A 16,718-nucleotide genomic window follows, 5' to 3' on the forward strand; every position below is an offset into this window, starting at 1 on the left:
GCACATAACGGGAACGGAGGCGCAGTCATGACGGCGACGAACCCAGGCTTCGAGGAACGCGGCGGCTTCGCGTGGGATTTCGACGCGCCGTGGATCGATGACTCTGGGCGCAGGGACTTCCTGTTCGACTTCGACCAGTTCGAACGAATGGACGAAGCCGGGGTCTTCGAGGGCGTCCCGGGTCGCTTCGAACTGATCGAGGGGAAAATCATTCAGATGGCGCCAGCCTCGACGGATCATGGCGAAGTCAGCATCAATGTCGGCGTCGCCCTCAAGAGCGCCACGCAAGCGGTCGTGGCGCCTCAAAAGTTCAAGGTGCTCGCGGGCGCCACCTTGCATATCGACGATCACAACGCGCCGCTGCCCGACATCCTCGTCATGCACGCCGGCGCTCTCGAAAAATTCGCTCAGGCGTCGCAGGCCGTGCTGGTGGTCGAGGTCTCAATCGCGACCCGTCGTTACGATCTCGCCGAGAAAAGTCGCCTCTATGCCTTGGCCGGCGTGCCCGAATACTGGGTGGTCGAACCCAAGGCTCGTCGCGTGACCGTCCATCGCGAACCCAAGCCCGACGGGACCTGGACTTCGATCACCGTTCTCGACGGCGACGCCTATGTCTCGCCGCTGTTCTCGTCGCAGATCCATATCCCGCTGTCGGAGCTGTTTTGATTACCCCCCCGATCACGCCCCCCATCACGCCGCTCCCCGACCTCCTCGTCCGCCCGATCATCGACATGGCCCTGGCCGAGGATCTGGGCCGGGCCGGCGACATCACCGCCCAGGCCTGCATCGATCCGGACGCCCGCCTGTCGGTGGTGTGGGCCGCGCGGCAGGACGGGCGGATCGCGGGGCTGTCGTGCGCGCGCCTGTCCCTGGCCGCCCTGGACCCGACCGCGACCTTCGAGGTCGTCACCCCCGACGGGGCCGACGCCGCCCCCGGCGCGATCCTGGCCCGGGCCGAGGGCAACGCCCGCGCCGTGCTGGCCGCCGAGCGCACGGGGCTGAACCTGCTGGGCAAGCTGTCGGGCATCGCCACCCTGACCCGCGCCTATGTGCGCATGGTCGAGGGCACCAGCGCCACCATCGTCGACACCCGCAAGACCACGCCGGGCCTGCGGGCGCTGGAGAAATACGCCGTGCGCTGCGGCGGTGGCATCAACCACCGCTTCGGCCTCGACGACGCCATCCTGATCAAGGACAACCACGTGGCGGCCTGCGGGGGCGTCGGCGAGGCCGTCCGCCGGGCCCGCGCCTTCGCCGGCCACCTGGTCAAGGTCGAGGTCGAGGTCGATGGGCTCGACCAGCTGGAAGACGCGCTGAAGCACGGCCCCGACGTGGTCATGCTCGACAATTTCAGCCTCGACGACCTTTCGACCGCCGTGTCGCTGGCCAAGGGCCGCGCGGTGCTGGAGGCCTCGGGCGGGGTGAACCTGACCACCGTCCGCGCCATCGCCGAAACGGGGGTGGACGTCATCAGCGTCGGCGCCCTGACCCACTCGGCCGTGGTGCTGGATATCGGCCTGGACGCGGTTTGAGGGCGGCCGGCTTCTCTCCTCCCCCGTGAAACGGGGGAGGTGTCCGCGCAGCGGACGGAGGGGGCGTCCGGCCGCCACACGACGCCCCCTCCGTCACGATGCGTATCCGCATCGCGCCACCTCCCCCGCCATGCGGGTGAGGAGGGTCGCCGCCCCAACCGCAAATGGTGCGACAATCCGCCCCACCCTTTAGGCGACAGCCCTTTCTTAACGGTGTTCAGGCATAGGGTAACGGTCCCGGCACGTCGCGGGACAGGGGGCGGAGCGCGTCGGGGTCTTGCAGCCAAGTCAGTACATCAATCTCGAGAAGGCTCGGGCGTTGGTCGTCGACGACAACCCCCAGTCCCTCGACATTCTCGTGGGCGTGCTCACGAGCTTTGGCCTGCGCAACATCACCCGCAAGGCCGACGGCGCCGAGGCGCGCGAAGAGCTGAAGTTCCACCAGTACGACCTGGTGCTGAGCAACAGCGCCCTGCCCGAGCTGGACGGCTACGACCTGACCCGCTGGCTGCGCCGCGAGGCCGAAGAGGCCAATCGGATGACGCCGGTGATCATCGTCACCTCCCACACCCGCCGCAGCCAGGTGGAGAAGGCCCGCGACTGCGGCGCCAACTTCATCGTCACCAAGCCGATCTCGCCGGCCGTCATGCTTGAGCGCATCCTCTGGGTGGCCAAAGGCGACCGCCTGTTCATCGAATGCGACGCCTATGTCGGCCCCGACCGGCGCTGGCGCAACCAAGGACCTCCCGTGGAATTCCCAGACGGCCGCCGCCGCGACGATCAGTCCATTGAACTGGGCGAGCCCGAGGGCCAGAACATGAGCCAGGACGAACTGGACGCCCTGATCAAGCCGATGAAGTCGATCGCATGAGCGAGGTCAAGAAAAGCCGCATGAAGCCGCGCCTGGGCCAGCTGATGGCGCAGAAGGGCGGCATGTACGTGGCCGAGGCCCTCAAGCGCGCCGACGCCACGCTGGAGACCCTGCGCGAGCCGTCCCTGACCGGCATCGACGACTACATCGCCGCGCTGGACAAGCTGCTGATCGCCGAGGTGGACGACGCCCTGCGGATCGAGAAGCTCTATGCCCGGGCCGGCGACATCGTCAGCCTCAGCGGCGCCGAGCGCAACGAGGCCGTCGAGGTGGCCGCCCGCTCGCTGTGCGACCTGCTGGACGAGGCCGAGACCATGACCCCCAACCTGCTGGCGGGGATCAAGGTGCACGTGGCCTCGATCAAGCTGCTGCACCGCACCGATTCCGACCCGGCCACCCACGGGGTGATCCTGCAGGGCCTGGCGGCGGTGCTGGAAAAGCAGCGGGGTTAAGCGGCCTCGGCCGGGGACATGCGCATGCGCGTGTCCCCAAATTCAAGCTCGGCGCTTCCTGATGGGGACACGCACAAGTGCATGTCCCCGGTCGCGCGTCCTACCGCTTCCCGCGCAGCCACGGCGCCAGGCGGTCCTGTAGCGGCTGGTCGATATAGGTGTGGAACGCCCAGGCCGCGCCCATGGCCAGGGGGAACGAGGCCAGCCACATCAGCCATTGCCAGCCGATGCCGATCGGCACGGTCTCGATCAGCTTGTGCACCGCGCTCCAGTAGATCACGCCCACGAAGATGTGGGTGATGAACAGGGCGAACGACAGCTTGGCGCCCTCCTCGATCCAGGCGCGGGGATGCTTGACGGGCAGGCGGCCGGCCCCCAGCACGATGGCGGCGATGGCGGCCAGGCAGGGCACGTCGAACCACAGCTCGTCGGGCAGGGCGTAGCGGTCCAGCGGCTGCATGGCCACCAGCAGCACGACCCCGCCGACCAGCAGGCCGCGCGCGGCCTTCTCCGAGGGCCAGTTCATCTCCACCGCCCGCGCCAGGCAGACGCCCAGGGTGAACAGCGGCAGGGCCCGCACCACGCCGAAGCGGAACTGCAGATCCGACAGGGCGTGGTCGAACACCTTGCGCGCCAGCACCTCGCAGGCGGCGAAGGCCAGGGCTCCGGCCAGCGGCAGGATCCACGGCCAGCGCACCTTGTCGGCGACCCGCCAGATCCAGGGGAACACCGCGTAGCAGACGATCAGGGCCGACAGCGACCAGCTGGGCAGGTTCCAGCCGTCGCTGTTGAAGCCCCAGGCATGGACCAGCAGGGCCTGGACCGGCAGCTGGTCCCAGGCGAAGCGCGAGGGCTTGTGGGCGTCGGTGCCCACGGCGTTGAGGATCAGCACCAGCACGGCCATCATGGCCAGCACCACCAGGTGCCCCGGCCAGACGCGTCCGACCCGCCGCACCCAGAACCGCCCGTGGCTGATCCGTCCCGTCAGGGTCGAGGCGCCGTAGGCCCGGCCCAGCACGTAGCCCGACAGCATCAGGAAGAAGTCGGTCGCCAGAAACCCGCGCGAGAACACCTGGCCGAAGCGCTCGATCCGCATCGGGCCTTCCGCGCCGAAGTGGTAGAGCACGATCAGCAGCGAGGCGAGCAGCCGCAGCAGGTCCAGCGCCCCGCCCCGGGTGGCCACGCGCGCGGGCCGCTCGGCGACGGGGGTCGCGACAGGCTCGGCGGACAGCGGCGACTGCGGAGGAAGGGGGGAAGCGCTCACGGTCCCCGCCTTAACAAAGCCCGGCCCCGCGGGAAAGCACGCGACGCGCTTAAGGAGGCGGCGGGGCGCTTAGGCGCGGCGGCTGTCGCGGATGGGTGACAGGGGCCCCTACCCGCCCGGATGCAGCCCCGGCGCTTCCTGGCCCGTGCGGGCGACATATTCGGTATAGCCGCCGCCGTACTGGTGGACGCCCTCGGGGGTCAGCTCCAGCACGCGGTTGGAGAGGGCCGCCAGGAAGTGGCGGTCGTGCGAGACGAACAGCATGGTGCCCTCGAAGTCGGCCAGGGCCGCCACCAGCATCTCCTTGGTGGCCATGTCCAGGTGGTTGGTCGGTTCGTCCAGCACCAGCAGGTTCGGCGGATCGAACAGCATCTTGGCCATGACCAGGCGAGCCTTCTCGCCGCCGGACAGTACGCGGCAGGGCTTTTCCACATCGTCGCCGGAGAAGCCGAAACAGCCCGCCAGGGTCCGCAGCGCGCCCTGTCCGGCCTGCGGGAACGAGCGCTCCAGCGACTCGAAGATCGTCTCCTCGCCGTCCAGCAGGTCCATCGAGTGCTGGGCGAAATAGCCCATCCGGACGCTGGCGCCGATGTGGACCGCGCCCTGGTCGGGCTTGGCGTCGCCGGCCACCAGCTTCAGCAGGGTCGACTTGCCCGCGCCGTTGGCGCCCAGCACGCACCAGCGCTCGCGCCGGCGCACCAGGAAGTCGAAGCCGTCATAGATCGGCTTGTCGCCATAGCCCTTGCGCACGCCACGCAGGCTGATCACGTCCTCGCCCGAGCGGGGCGGGCTCTGGAATTCGAACTGCACCGTCTGGCGGCGGCGCGGGGCCTCGACGCGCTCGATCTTGTCCAGCTTCTTGACCCGGCTCTGCACCTGGGCGGCGTGCGAGGCGCGCGCCTTGAACTTCTCGATGAACTTGATTTCCTTGGCCAGCATGGCCTGCTGGCGCTCGTACTGCGCCTGGCGCTGCTGCTCGGTCAGAGCGCGTTGCTGGTCGTAGAAGTCCAGATCGCCCGAGTAGGTGATCAGTTGGCCGCCATCGATCTCGACCACCTTGCCGATGATGCGGTTCATGAAGGCGCGGTCGTGCGAGGTCATCAGCAGCGCGCCGTCGTAATTCTTCAGGAACGCCTCCAGCCAGATCAGGCTCTCCAGGTCCAGGTGGTTGGAGGGTTCGTCCAGCAGCATGGCGTCGGGGCGCATCAGCAGGATGCGGGCCAGGGCCACGCGCATCTTCCAGCCGCCCGACAAGAGGCCGACGTCGCCGTCCATGCGCTCCTGGCTGAAGCTGAGGCCCGCCAGAACTTCGCGCGCCCGGGCTTCCAGCGCATAGCCGTCCAGCTCCTGGAAGCGCTCCAGCACCTCGCCATAGCGCTCCATGACCGCGTCCAGCCGGTCGGCCTGGTCCGGGTCGACCATCACCGCCTCCAGCTGCGCCATCTCGGCGGCCAGGGCGCTGACGGGGCCGACGCCGTCCATCACCGCGGCGACCGCGCTCTGGCCCGACATCTCGCCGACGTCCTGGCTGAAATAGCCGATCTTGATGCCGGGATCGCTCGCCACCAGCCCGTCGTCGGGCTGCTCCTGGCCGGTGATCATGCGGAAAAGCGTGGTCTTGCCGGCGCCGTTGGGGCCGACCAGCCCGACCTTTTCACCCTTCTGGATGCCCATCGAGGCTTCGATGAACAGGATCTGGTGGCCGTTCTGCTTGGAGATGTTGTCGAGGCGGATCATGGGGCGGTCTGCTAGCCCGCGCGGGAGAAGAACGCCAGCCTTGGCGCGGCGCCAAATTCCAGGCGCGACGATTAGGCCCGTCCCCCCACTCCATCTTGAGCGCGAACTAACGGCCCCGCGCGCATGCGTGTGTCCCCAGCCGCATCCCGGACCTTGCACCCGTCCACCGGCACCCCATCTGTAACTTCTACAGTATCTAATCGGACCACCCACCATGACCGCCCGCTTGCCCGTCCTGTTCCTCGGCCACGGCTCGCCGATGAACGCCATCCTGGACAACGACTGGAGCCGCGCCTGGGCGGCGCTGGGCGCCGAGCTGCCGCGTCCCAAGGCGGTGCTGATGATCAGCGCCCACTGGGAGACCATGGGCGCCAGCGCGGTCAGCGCGGCCGAGGCCCCCGAGACCATCCACGACTTCGGCGGCTTCCCCCAGGCCCTGTTCGACGTGCGCTACGGCGCGCCGGGCGATCCGGCGCTGGCCCGGCGCGTGGCCGAGATCCTGTCGCCCGATCCTGTCGTCCAGCATCCCACGCGGGGCCTGGACCACGGCGCCTGGGGCGTGCTGCGGCCGATGTATCCGCACGCCGACGTGCCGGTGGTGCAGCTGTCGCTGGATCGCGGCCGGCCCGACCGCTGGCACTACGAGGCGGGCAAGCGCCTGGCCGCCCTGCGCGACGAGGGCGTGCTGATCGTCGGCAGCGGCGACATCGTCCATAACCTGCGGGCGGTGAACTTCCGCACGGGCGAGACCCCCGACTGGGCGCCGCGCTTCAACGAGACGGCCAAGGCCCTGATCGCCGCCGGCGACCACGATCCGCTGATCGACTGGCGGAGCCTCGGCCCCGACGCCGAGGCCTCGATCAACAGCGCCGAGCACTACCTGCCCCTGCTCTACGTGCTGGGCGCGCAGGCGGCGGGCGAGCCGGTGTTGTTCCTCACCGACGACGTCTTCGCGGCGATCTCGATGACCAGCGTGAAGATCGGCTAGGTCGGATCGACATTCAGCTGCGTCATATCTTTTAAGCTCCGTCATTCCGGGCCTTGTGCCCGGAACCCCTCTGCCCGCCGCCGGTGCGGATGGGGCGGTTCGCCGGCGAACCGCTTGCGCCTCACGTGCAAGCTGAACCAGGGGTTCCGGGCACAAGGCCCGGAATGACGGCCGTTATGGGGGACGGGCTGCGCTTGAATGCCGGTCCGCTCTAGGCCAGCTCGTCGCCGGTGACGATCCGCCCCCGGATCAGCACCATGTCCTCGACCAGCGAGATGCTGGCCGACGGCCCGGCCAGGGTGACGGTCTCCGGGGTCAGGGCCAAGAGGTTGGCTTCCGAGACGAGGGTGACCTGGCCGTCGCGGGCGGTGAACCTGATCGGCCCGACCGTGATCGACAGTCCCTCGTCTCCGGCGCCGATGCGGATCGGCTCGCCCAGCGCGGGCTGGACCGACAGGTCGAAGCCGCCGACCTCCGGCCGGTCGTCGATGACCACCGTGACGGTGTCGGTCTTCAGCACGGCGGTCGGCGGACCGTCGTCGGCCAGCGGGACCTCGCCCTGACCCCAGAAGCAGCCGGCCCAGATCGGATAGTCCAGGTCGCCGCCCTCGAACTCGATCCACACCGACGCGCCGATGGGCGGCGGGGCGAAGGCGCCGACGCCGGGGCCGGCATAGGGCGCGCACGGCATGGCCCAGCTCGGCTGGCCTTGCGGGACCGCCGGCGTCTCCGCCAGCACGCGGCCCATGAAGAGCGGGTCCAGGTTATCGACCACCTTGCCGCGATACTTGCCCCAGTAGTGCGTGCGCGGCGCGTCCATCCGGCGGGTCCTTTCGAGCGAGCCGCGCCCAGGCTCCACCATTCGGCGACTTGGAGCAATCGGAACGCCCAAAGCCGCGCTTGCCTTGCCGCCCCGACGCACCGGATGCTCTCGCCGATCCCAGGGGAAACTCACGCATGCCGCGCCGTCGCGCCCTCACCCTCGCCGTCGCCCTGACGACGCTTGCCGCCCCGGCCCTGGCCCAGCCCGCCATGGACGGCGTCTGGCGCTCGCGCGGCTATGGCTACGTGGTCCAGTTCCAGGCCGGTAAGCCCAGGCTGTTCCACGCCGTCGACGGGGTCTGCTATCCCGATCCGCGCCCCGAGCCCGATCCGGACGGGGTGCTGGCCGTCAGCCGGGCCCTGGGCCCCGACACCGTCGCCTTCTCGTCGGGTCCGGCCGACACGGTCTATGTGTTCGACCGCCTGCCGGTCCTGCCCAAGGCCTGCGCGGCCAAGACCGACTGGACCCCGCGCCGGATCACCGCCCTGACCGCCCGCACCTTCGCGGCCTTCTACCCCTCGTCCCAGACCCGCCACATCGACTGGACCGCCCGCGCCCGCATCGCCGACAAGGCGGCCGCCAAGGCGACCAACGACGCGGCGCTCTACGACGTGCTGGCCGGGCTGATGGACGGTCTGGACGATCCGCACGTGGGCCTGCAGGCCACCCTGGGCGGCGACGACGAGCGCGCGTTCGAGAGCGGCGAGGCCGCCACCCTGATCAAGGTGCGCACCCAGTCGCGGACCGACGACCCCGCCGCCTCGGAAAAGGCCTGGCTGCAGGCCTATCGGCGCGGCGTGCTGGACGGGGTGCTGAAGGGCAAGGGCCACCAGGTGGCCAACAACCGCGTCTTCTGGGGCCGCGTGGGCGAGGTCGGCTATCTGAACGTCGTGACCATGGGCGCCTTCGACAAGGACGGCGCGCCCGACGATCCGGCCGCCCTGGACAAGGCCCTGGACGACGCCTTGGCCGCCTTTGCCGGCGCCAAGGCGGTGATCGTCGACGTCAGCAACAATCGCGGCGGCTTCGACGCCATCAGCCTGCGCATCGCCGGCCGCTTCGCCGACCGCTCGCGCCTGGCCTGGAGCAAGAACGCCGCCGGCGCGGCCGACGTCGCGCCCCAGGCCTTCCACGTCGATCCGGCGCGCGGTCCCCGCTACACGGGCCCGGTCTATCTGGTGACCAGCGACGTCACGGTCAGCGCCGGCGAGACCTTCGTCCTGGCCATGCGCGCCCTGCCCAATGTGGTGCAGGTGGGCGAGCGCACGCGCGGCGGGCTGTCGGACCAGTTGAACAAGCCCCTGCCCAACGGCTGGATGCTGACCCTGCCGGCCGAGATCTATCGCGACCCGCGCGGCGAGCGCTTCGAGGCCGTGGGCGTGCCACCCGACGTGGCCCGCCCGGTGTTCTCCGGCGACCTGGCCGAGGGTCACGCGCGAATGATCCGTGAGCTGATGGATGAGATCGAGACGGACTCGGCGCCGGGACCGGTGACGCGGAGCTGACCCCCTCCGGCCCTCTGGGCCACCTCCCCCTGAGGGGGAGGATTTACGCGGCGCAATGCTCCCCCTCAGGGGGAGCTGTCGCGAAGCGACTGAGGGGGTTTTCGGCGCATCCTTTCGCGCCCCCCAGCTGTTTCCACCCCATGACCTACCAACTGCATTACTGGCCCACGATACAGGGGCGCGGCGAGTTCGTGCGTCTGGCGCTGGAGGAGGCCGGAGCGGCCTATGTCGACGTGGCGCGCGGCGACGAGGCCGACGGCGGCGGCGAGGCGGCCCTGATGGCCGACCTGGACCGGGGCGACCACCCGCCCTTCGCCCCGCCCTTCCTGGTCGACGGCGACCTGGTGATCGGCCAGACGGCCAACATCCTGCTGCACCTGGGCCTGAGGCACGATCTCGCGCCCAAGGCCGAGGCCGGAAAGCTGTGGGTCCACCAGCTGCAGCTGACCATCGCCGACCTGGTCGCCGAGGCCCACGACGTCCACCACCCCGTCGGCATGGGCCTCTATTACGAGGACCAGAAGGCCGAGGCCGCCCGGCGGGCCGAGGAGTTTCGGGGTCAGCGGATCCCGAAATACCTGGGCTGGTTCGAGACGGTGCTGGAGCGCGCGCCCAAGGGTGGCTGGCTGACCGGCGAGGCCCTGACCTATGCCGACCTGTCGTTGTTCCAGGCGGTCGAGGGGCTGACCTACGCCTTTCCGCACGCCATGAAGCGGCTGGCGCCGAAGATCGGCCGCGTGCTCGCCCTGCGCGACGCGGTGGCCAAGCGGCCCAACATCGCGGCCTATCTGAAGTCGGACCGGCGGATCGCGTTCAGCACCGAGGGGATCTTCCGGCATTATCCGGAGCTGGATCCGGCCTAGGGCATGACCACCACTGTATAGCTCAATGCCGTGTTCTCCGCCTTGTGCGGCGTCTGCTCGTCGCTGACCATCAGTTGGCGAAAACGGCCGGCGCGGGCGGCTTCGACAGCATCGCCGTTGGTGCGCAGCGGCCTGGGACCCGCGTCCGTACGGGAATAGAACCACTCCCGTGCGAACCTGTCGGCGCTGTAGGGCTCTATCGGCCCGACGACACCCTCGGCGAAACTTATCACGGCCTTGGGATCATCGACCGCCGCGAAGACTTGGCACACCTTGTAGCGGACCCGGATCCTTTGCTTGCCGTCGCCCCCCAACAGGTCGCCGGGATTTTCGCTCACCAACAGAAGCCTGTCGCCTGACCGTCTGGCCTCGATGAAGGTTTCATTGCCCCGGGCGAAGCCCTTCGTCGGGGATTTGACCCAATGCCGCTTTTCCGCCTCGGCGAGCGCCCCCTCCCGGCTGGCGTCGGTGGCCATGCACATCGCCCGAAAGTCGGAGACGAGCGTCGCCGAGGGCACGGTTTGTCCCGCGGTCGCCAGCGACGGCATGGTCGCGGCCAACGCCGTCAGGCCCAGGAGCCGACCTGTGAAGTTACGCCTCGCGACCGCAGCCATGTCATACCCCCGCTCGTTTCAAAGCCAAGCTTACTGTCAGCCCGAGCGCCTACAAGCGAAAGCCGTTGGCATGCAGACGGGGGGTCAAGCCGTCGCGCCGACATCTGGCTGGAACAGCTCAGGCTTGGTCAGGCTCGGAGCGCCCTAGCTCGACGGCGAACCGCCCGCCACCACGTCCACCCGCCGCCAGGTCTGCGACTTGCAGAACAGCAGCAGGCAGCCCTTGGCCTTCATGGTGGTGGCGTCGGGGAAGTCGGCGGTGCCGCCGAGGGTCATGTTGAGGTCGGGCACGAAGACCTTGCCCTTCCAGCTGCCGTTCTTCTGCAGGGCGAAGTCGCGCAGCAGCTGCAGGCCCACCAGGTTGGGCGTGCCGCCCTTCTTGGCGTCGGCCTTGGCCTCGTCGTTGGCCCACACCACGACCCCGCAGGCGCGCCCGCCGCCGCAGGGCTTGATCTCGACATGGACCGAATTCTTGGGGTTGCGCCAGACGCCGTAGGTGAAGGTGTCGTCCGCCGAGGCCGGAAGCGCCGCCGACAGCGCTCCCACGCCAGCCAGCAGGGCGATAACCGATTTGACCCAACGCATGCGCGACATCTCCAGTCCCCGGAGCGTTTTGGTGCAGGTTTGCGGCTGGATCAAGTCACGGTGGTTTTCGGGATATTTCCGCGTTGACGCGAACTCCCTCTCTCCACCGTCATCCTCGGACTTGTTCCGAGGATCCCTGTGTCCGCCGGGCTGTCATCTCAGGACGCGCGCGGCGGGTGCGGCGCCTGTCCGGCAAACGGCAAACCCGCTGAAAGACGGGTCCTCGGAACAAGTCCGAGGATGACGGGTGTGGGGGCGGCGGGGAGCCTCGCCTCAAGCCTCCGCGCCCAGCGCCTGCGCCGCCGTCCGGGCCGCCGCCCAGCGTTCGTCCATGCCCTTGGCGTAGAGGGCCTGGATGCGTTCCAGCACCTGGGGCGGAGCGGTCTCGGGGCGGCCGGACTGGAAGGGCGGGGCCGGCGCGTACTCCACGGCCAGCTGGATGGCCTGGGCGGTTTCCGCCCCGGCGATCTCGGCGACGATGGTCAGGGCGAAGTCAACGCCCGCCGTCACCCCGCCGCCGGTGAACACATTGCCGTCGCGCGCCACCCGGGCCGGGTCGGGCGTGGCGCCGAACAGGGCCAGCTGGTCGCGCCAGGCCCAGTGGCAGGCCGCGCGCCTGCCCTGCAGCAACCCCGCCGCGCCCAGCAGCAGCGAGCCGGTGCAGACCGAGGTGACGTAGCGCGCCATGCCGGCCAGCCGGCGCAGCTGATCCAGATAGGCCGGATCGGCCATGGCCTCCGTCGTGCCGAAGCCGCCGGGCACGCACAGCAGGTCGCAGCGCTCGATGTCGGCCAGGCGCGGCAGGTGGGCGAAGACCAGGCCGTCGGCCTCGATCTCGCCGCCCGCCTCGCTGGCGACCACCACCTGGGCGCCGGGCAGGCGGCAAAGGATCTGGTGGGGTCCGGTGAAGTCCAGGTGGGTGACACCGGGGAACAGGGCGAACACGATGTGGAACGGCTGTGGCTTGGTCATGGGGAGCCCTCCTGTTGACGCCCGATCATCCCCCGCCTAGCGTCAGGCTGAAATGACATAGTTCCCTCGAAAAGCGCCAAGCGAGCCCGCCATGACCCGCACCATCGGCTTCCTGGTCTTTCCGGCCTTCCAACTGCTGGACGTGGCGGGACCGATCACCGCCTTCGAGATCGCCGGACGCTTCGCGCCCGGCGCCTATCGCCTGGCCCTGCTGGCGCGCGAAGCCGGGCCGGTGATCTCCTCGTCGGGCATGATGATGAGCGCCACCGGTTTCGACGACGCCCCGCCTCTGGACACCCTGATCGTCTCGGGCGGCGAAGGCACGCGCACCCCGGCCATCTGCGCCGACACCCTGGCCTTCGTGCGGGCCGCCGCCGCGACCGCCCGGCGCACCGCCAGCGTCTGTTCGGGAACCTATGTCCTGGCCGCCGCCGGCCTGCTGGACGGGCGGCGGGCCACCACCCACTGGCGGCGCTCGGCCGACTTCCAGCGGCGCTACCCGGCCGTGCGGCTGGAGCCGGACAGGATCTTCGTCCAGGACGGCTCGCTGTGGAGCTCGGCCGGGATCACCGCCGGCATCGATCTCGCCCTGGCCCTGATCGGGGCGGACCTGGGCGAAGACATCGCCCGCAAGACCGCCCAGGAGCTGGTGGTCTATCACCGCCGCCCGGGCGGCCAGTCGCAGTTCTCGGCCCTGCTGGAAATGCGCGGCGGGCGGTTCGACGGCCTGCTGGCCTGGGCCCGCGAGAACCTGGGAGAGCCGCTCACCGTCGAGCAGCTGGCCCGCCAGGCGGCCATGAGCCCGCGCAACTTCGCCCGCCTGTTCGCCGCCGAGACCGGCGCCACCCCGGCCAAGGCGGTCGAGCGCCTGCGGGTGGAGGCCGCCCGCGCCCTGCTGGACAGCCAGCCCCTGCAGGTGGAGGACGTGGCCCTGGAGACCGGCTTCGGCGACCAGGAGCGCATGCGCCGCGCCTTCGTGCGGGCGTTCGGGCAACCGCCCCAGGCGCTGAGGCGGTTGTCTAAAACCCTCTCCCAGAGGGAGAGGGAGGGACCCGCCGCGTAGCGGTGGGAGGGTGAGGGGTTAAAACGTCGGACGGCGTGCCGGCAGGGCGTTCGTGTGAAATCGGCGAGGGCGAAACCCCTCACCCTCCCAAGCTTCGCTTGGGCCCCTCCCTCTCCCTCTGGGAGAGGGGTTCCTAGTCCCGCCCCTCGGCCATCTTCGCCACCTGGGCCTTCAGGATCTCCAGCGTCTCCGAATTGCACCGCAAGATCTCGACCATCTCGCGCTCGCGCAGGGCGTCCAGCTTGTCGTGCAGGCGCATGATCTCCAGCTCGGCCCGCAGGTTGACGACATAGTCGTGCTCGGCGTTCAGCCGGTCCTTCTTGGCCTGGCGGTTCTGGCTCATCATGATCACCGGCGCCTGCAGGGCCGCGATGGTCGACAGGATCAGGTTGAGGAAGATGAAGGGATAGGGGTCGAAGGCCAGGTTGAACGGCTTGAGCGCCAGGTTCAGCCCCGTCCACACGGCCAGGCCCAGCGAGAAGCCGCCGATGAAGGCCCACGAGCCGCCGACCGCCGCGACCTTGTCGGCCAGGCGATCCCAGAAGCCGCGATCGTCGGACACCAGGGCCTCGTTGATCCCGGTGGGCGCCTCGTCGGCGATCAGGTCGATGACGCTCTTCTGGATGGCGTTGAGCTGGGCGTAGGGCGTGGCCAGCAGGTCGCGCGACAGCTGGTCGAGGCGTTGATCGGGGGTCATGGGCGCTCGGTATGTGAAGGTTTGTAAAAGTTACGCCTTCCCGGGCCGTTGGGAAGCCTCACCCGATTGACGCCTCCGCGCCCCGGGTCGAGGTTGCCCGCGTCGGCTTGACGACGCAGTCAGAGCACAAGGAGAAATCCCCATGGCCCACAAGTTCCTGATCAAGAAGAACAAGGCGGGCGAGTTCGTCGCCTACTTCACCTACAACGGCGAGAGCATCTTCTGGACCGAGGGCTACAGCTCCAAGGCCTCGGCCAAGAACGCCATCGAGTCGATCAAGAAGAACGGGCCGGACGCCGAGGTCGACGACCAGACGGACTAAAGATCGATCCTGGGACGGGGACATGCGCTCGCGCGTGTCCCCAACCCCAGCCACCACCCTTGACCGCCTCGCCCTCCCGGCGTCTGATCGGTGATAACAAACAAAAACGGGAGGGACGCCATGAACGCCACCGCGGACGGTCGCAAGGCCGTGTTCGTCACCGGCGCGGCCAGCGGCATCGGCCTGGCCGCCGCCAAGCGGTTCGCCGCCGAGGGCTGGTTCGTGGGCCTGTCAGACATCGACGCGGTGGGGCTGAAGGCGGCCCTGGTGGCCATCGGTCCGGCCAACGGCGCGATCTTCAAGCTGGACGTGCGCGACCGCGCCTCGTGGACCGCCGTATTGGCCGACTTCGCCCGGCTGACCGAGGGGCGGCTGGACGTGCTGCTCAACAACGCCGGGGTCGCCAAGTTCGGCCCGTTCGAGAGCCACGACGACGCCGAGATCGATCTGCAGCTGGACATCAACGTCAAGGGCGTGATCGCCGGGGCCCGCGCCGCCTTGCCCTGGCTGAAGGCCACGCCCGGATCGCGGCTGATCAACATCTCGTCCTGCGCGGGCCTCTACGGCTCGCCCAGCCTGGCGGTCTATTCGGCCACCAAGTTCGCGGTGCGGGGATTGTCCGAGGCGCTGGATATCGAGTGGAAGGCGCACGGGGTCAGCGTGGCCTGCGTGATGCCCTGGTTCGTCGAGACGCCGATCCTCAACGCCGGGGCGCCGGGCTCAAACCAGAACATGGCCGACACCCTGCGCGAGGGCGGCCTGCCGGTCTATCCCGTGGAGGACGCCGCCGAGGTGATCTGGCGCGCCGTCCACGGGAAGGACCTGCATTACTTCGTGGGCAAGCGGGCGAAGCAGATGCGCTTCGCCAGCAGTCACATGCCCGGAGCCGTCAGGAAGCAGCTCCGGTCGCGATCGCCCCTGCGGACTTGATCGCTTCGCTCGACGTCTTGGTCGGGTGCATGGCCGGGGCCGAGGCGGGCTCGGAGACCGGACCGGCCGGGCCGCCCATGCCGCCCGCGACCAGGCCGCTGGACGGCGCTTGCGGCGCCGGCGAGACCACGGTCAGGGCGCTGGCCACCCGCATCGGGGCGGCGCCGTCGGCGTTGCTGGCCAAGGTCACGCCCGGCAGCTCGTCGGCCGTCGACGGCCGCGGCGTGCGGCTGAAGGCGTCCGGCGCGCCCGAGCGACCGCCGAAGCGGTAGAACACGTGCATGCCCACCTGGGCCACGCGCATCAGGCGCGGACCCCAGCCCGGCGCGACGCCGGTGGTGTGGAAGTGGGTGGCGGCGCCGACCTCGCTCATCACCGAGCCCGACAGGGCGCGGGCGGCGACCTTCTGGGCGCGGTTCCAGGCCCCCGGCTCGCGGCGGCCGCGCATGGAGCCGTCGCAGGCGAAGCTGAACTGGCAACCCCGGTTGGAGGCCCCTTGGAACACCACGCCGCAGATCGACTTGGGGAACGAAGGGTGGCGCACGCGGTTTAATACGACTTGAGCCACGGCCGCCTGGCCGCTCGGGGTCTCGCCGCGGGCCTCGTAATAGACCGCCTCGGAAAGGCACTCGAGTTCACGCGAGCTTTCCAGGGCGTTGGTCAGGCGGAAGGGCGCGACGGCCGGATTGAAGGCCCCGCCGAAGCTGGCGCGCAGCATCATCGGCGGGCGGTCATCGTCGGACGCGCGGCGTTGTTCCAGGCGCTCGACCAGGAGCGCCGACTGGCGGTCGCGCTGGGCGTCGCCGGAGATGGTGTAGGGATCGTGACGGCGGGCGATAGCCAAAGCCCCGGCGTCCATCCGCGACGCGGCCGAATACAGCGCCGCGTCGGAGAAATTCCCCTCGGCGCCGTCGGCCAGGCGCGAAACGCGAGCGTGCTGATGCGCGGCTTGGGCCATGCCCCCCGCGAGGTAGACGCCGCCCAGAGCCAGACCCGTGGCGGATCCGACCAAAACAGCGCCGATCAGCGCGCGCGCGTCTGCGCACGTCTGCGACTTGATATTCAAAACTCGTGTCCTGCGCGGCGAGGGCGGTGCGCCCCCCGACAAAAACGCCCTCAGAAACCCGGAAAAACTACTGTCGGGCCGCTCTGAAAGCGGAGGTTCGGCCGGTTCACGATGGTGGCCGAAGTCCTGCTTATGACCGCCTTATGACGCATCAGGCCACGAGTCGCAAGCGCACGCGGCGCCGCACCCTGAACTTTGCCGCCCCGCGCGACAGATCGAATGGTTAATGCATTGATTCCAACGAAAAAACGCGACAGTCCCAAATTTCGCCTTCGGGACGAATATTGAGCCGTTCACGAAGACTTCGGCCGGGTCGCTCTCTACGGAATCCCGTCCGCGCGACACTGTTACTCTAACGCGCCCTCGAATTGTCTCGCAGGACATAGTGACTGCTTTTCGGGCAGTTTTTCGAGGGGCGCCACAGAGGTTAACGC

The 16,718-nt window shown here is 69.3% G+C and carries 18 protein-coding genes; 10 read left to right on the top strand and 8 right to left on the bottom strand.

Annotation, left to right across the window (positions count from 1 at the left end; all coding sequences use genetic code 11):
- Positions 1-27 precede the first annotated feature (27 nt).
- The 4 genes from AC07OA_RS02550 (at position 28) to AC07OA_RS02565 (ending at position 2,855) form a co-directional block, all read left to right on the top strand.
- Positions 28-666: a Uma2 family endonuclease gene (locus AC07OA_RS02550; RefSeq protein WP_494662189.1), complete on the top strand. Its 639-nt coding sequence runs from the start codon at positions 28-30 to the stop codon at positions 664-666.
- Between the two features lie 65 nt (positions 667-731).
- Positions 732-1,532 (top strand): carboxylating nicotinate-nucleotide diphosphorylase, encoded by an 801-nt coding sequence (nadC, locus tag AC07OA_RS02555; protein ID WP_494662908.1) that lies wholly within the window; start codon positions 732-734, stop codon positions 1,530-1,532.
- Between the two features lie 277 nt (positions 1,533-1,809).
- Positions 1,810-2,403, top strand: coding sequence for a response regulator (locus AC07OA_RS02560; protein WP_494662190.1), 594 nt, complete (start codon positions 1,810-1,812; stop codon positions 2,401-2,403).
- Complete coding sequence (locus AC07OA_RS02565; RefSeq protein ID WP_494662191.1) at positions 2,400-2,855, top strand: hypothetical protein; 456 nt, start codon at positions 2,400-2,402, stop codon at positions 2,853-2,855. Before AC07OA_RS02560 ends, AC07OA_RS02565 begins: the two co-directional genes overlap by 4 nt.
- A 100-nt stretch (positions 2,856-2,955) precedes the next feature.
- Here AC07OA_RS02565 and AC07OA_RS02570 read toward each other — a convergent pair whose 3' ends face one another.
- Both AC07OA_RS02570 and AC07OA_RS02575 read right to left on the bottom strand, forming a co-directional pair.
- Positions 2,956-4,119: an acyltransferase family protein gene (locus AC07OA_RS02570; RefSeq protein ID WP_494662192.1), complete on the bottom strand. Its 1,164-nt coding sequence runs from the start codon at positions 4,117-4,119 to the stop codon at positions 2,956-2,958.
- A gap of 108 nt (positions 4,120-4,227) precedes the next feature.
- Positions 4,228-5,856 (bottom strand): ABC-F family ATP-binding cassette domain-containing protein, encoded by a 1,629-nt coding sequence (locus AC07OA_RS02575; protein WP_494662193.1) that lies wholly within the window; start codon positions 5,854-5,856, stop codon positions 4,228-4,230.
- A 214-nt stretch (positions 5,857-6,070) separates the two neighbouring features.
- On the opposite strand from AC07OA_RS02575, the gene ygiD reads away from it, so the two are divergent.
- Positions 6,071-6,844 (top strand): 4,5-DOPA-extradiol-dioxygenase, encoded by a 774-nt coding sequence (gene ygiD / locus AC07OA_RS02580; protein ID WP_494662194.1) that lies wholly within the window; start codon positions 6,071-6,073, stop codon positions 6,842-6,844.
- A gap of 211 nt (positions 6,845-7,055) precedes the next feature.
- Here the strand turns inward: ygiD and AC07OA_RS02585 are convergent, their stop codons facing one another.
- On the bottom strand, positions 7,056-7,664 hold the full coding sequence (locus AC07OA_RS02585) for a phage baseplate assembly protein V (RefSeq protein ID WP_494662195.1): 609 nt from the start codon (positions 7,662-7,664) through the stop codon (positions 7,056-7,058).
- Positions 7,665-7,801: 137 nt separating this feature from the next.
- Between AC07OA_RS02585 and AC07OA_RS02590 the strand changes: the two genes are divergently transcribed.
- Positions 7,802-9,172, top strand: a complete 1,371-nt coding sequence (locus AC07OA_RS02590) for a S41 family peptidase (RefSeq protein WP_494662196.1) — start codon at positions 7,802-7,804, stop codon at positions 9,170-9,172.
- Positions 9,173-9,312: 140 nt separating this feature from the next.
- Entirely contained in the window at positions 9,313-10,035 is a 723-nt protein-coding gene (locus AC07OA_RS02595) for a glutathione S-transferase (RefSeq protein ID WP_494662197.1), read from the top strand.
- Here AC07OA_RS02595 and AC07OA_RS02600 read toward each other — a convergent pair.
- From AC07OA_RS02600 to AC07OA_RS02610, 3 genes are all read right to left on the bottom strand, one after another.
- Positions 10,032-10,649, bottom strand: coding sequence for a hypothetical protein (locus AC07OA_RS02600; RefSeq protein ID WP_494662198.1), 618 nt, complete (start codon positions 10,647-10,649; stop codon positions 10,032-10,034). The genes AC07OA_RS02595 and AC07OA_RS02600 overlap by 4 nt on opposite strands.
- Positions 10,650-10,793: 144 nt before the next feature.
- On the bottom strand, positions 10,794-11,234 hold the full coding sequence (locus AC07OA_RS02605) for a DUF2147 domain-containing protein (RefSeq protein WP_494662199.1): 441 nt from the start codon (positions 11,232-11,234) through the stop codon (positions 10,794-10,796).
- A 273-nt stretch (positions 11,235-11,507) separates the two neighbouring features.
- Positions 11,508-12,206, bottom strand: a complete 699-nt coding sequence (locus AC07OA_RS02610; protein WP_494662200.1) for a DJ-1/PfpI family protein — start codon at positions 12,204-12,206, stop codon at positions 11,508-11,510.
- A 91-nt stretch (positions 12,207-12,297) separates the two neighbouring features.
- Between AC07OA_RS02610 and AC07OA_RS02615 the strand changes: the two genes are divergently transcribed.
- Positions 12,298-13,269 carry a GlxA family transcriptional regulator gene (locus AC07OA_RS02615; RefSeq protein ID WP_494662201.1) on the top strand — a complete coding sequence of 324 codons (972 nt, stop codon included), beginning with the start codon at positions 12,298-12,300 and terminating at the stop codon, positions 13,267-13,269.
- Positions 13,270-13,402: 133 nt separating this feature from the next.
- Here AC07OA_RS02615 and AC07OA_RS02620 read toward each other — a convergent pair whose 3' ends face one another.
- Entirely contained in the window at positions 13,403-13,966 is a 564-nt protein-coding gene (locus tag AC07OA_RS02620; protein ID WP_494662202.1) for a DUF1003 domain-containing protein, read from the bottom strand.
- A 142-nt stretch (positions 13,967-14,108) separates the two neighbouring features.
- Here AC07OA_RS02620 and AC07OA_RS02625 point away from each other — a divergent pair, with 142 nt between their 5' ends.
- Entirely contained in the window at positions 14,109-14,288 is a 180-nt protein-coding gene (locus AC07OA_RS02625; protein WP_291871498.1) for a YegP family protein, read from the top strand.
- Between the two features lie 120 nt (positions 14,289-14,408).
- Positions 14,409-15,218, top strand: a complete 810-nt coding sequence (locus AC07OA_RS02630; RefSeq protein ID WP_494662203.1) for an SDR family oxidoreductase — start codon at positions 14,409-14,411, stop codon at positions 15,216-15,218.
- Here AC07OA_RS02630 and AC07OA_RS02635 read toward each other — a convergent pair.
- Positions 15,178-16,284, bottom strand: a complete 1,107-nt coding sequence (locus tag AC07OA_RS02635; RefSeq protein WP_494662204.1) for a cell wall hydrolase — start codon at positions 16,282-16,284, stop codon at positions 15,178-15,180. The genes AC07OA_RS02630 and AC07OA_RS02635 overlap by 41 nt on opposite strands.
- Positions 16,285-16,718: the final 434 nt, after the last annotated feature.

Source organism: Caulobacter sp. GW821-FHT09B08 (genome assembly GCF_059418225.1).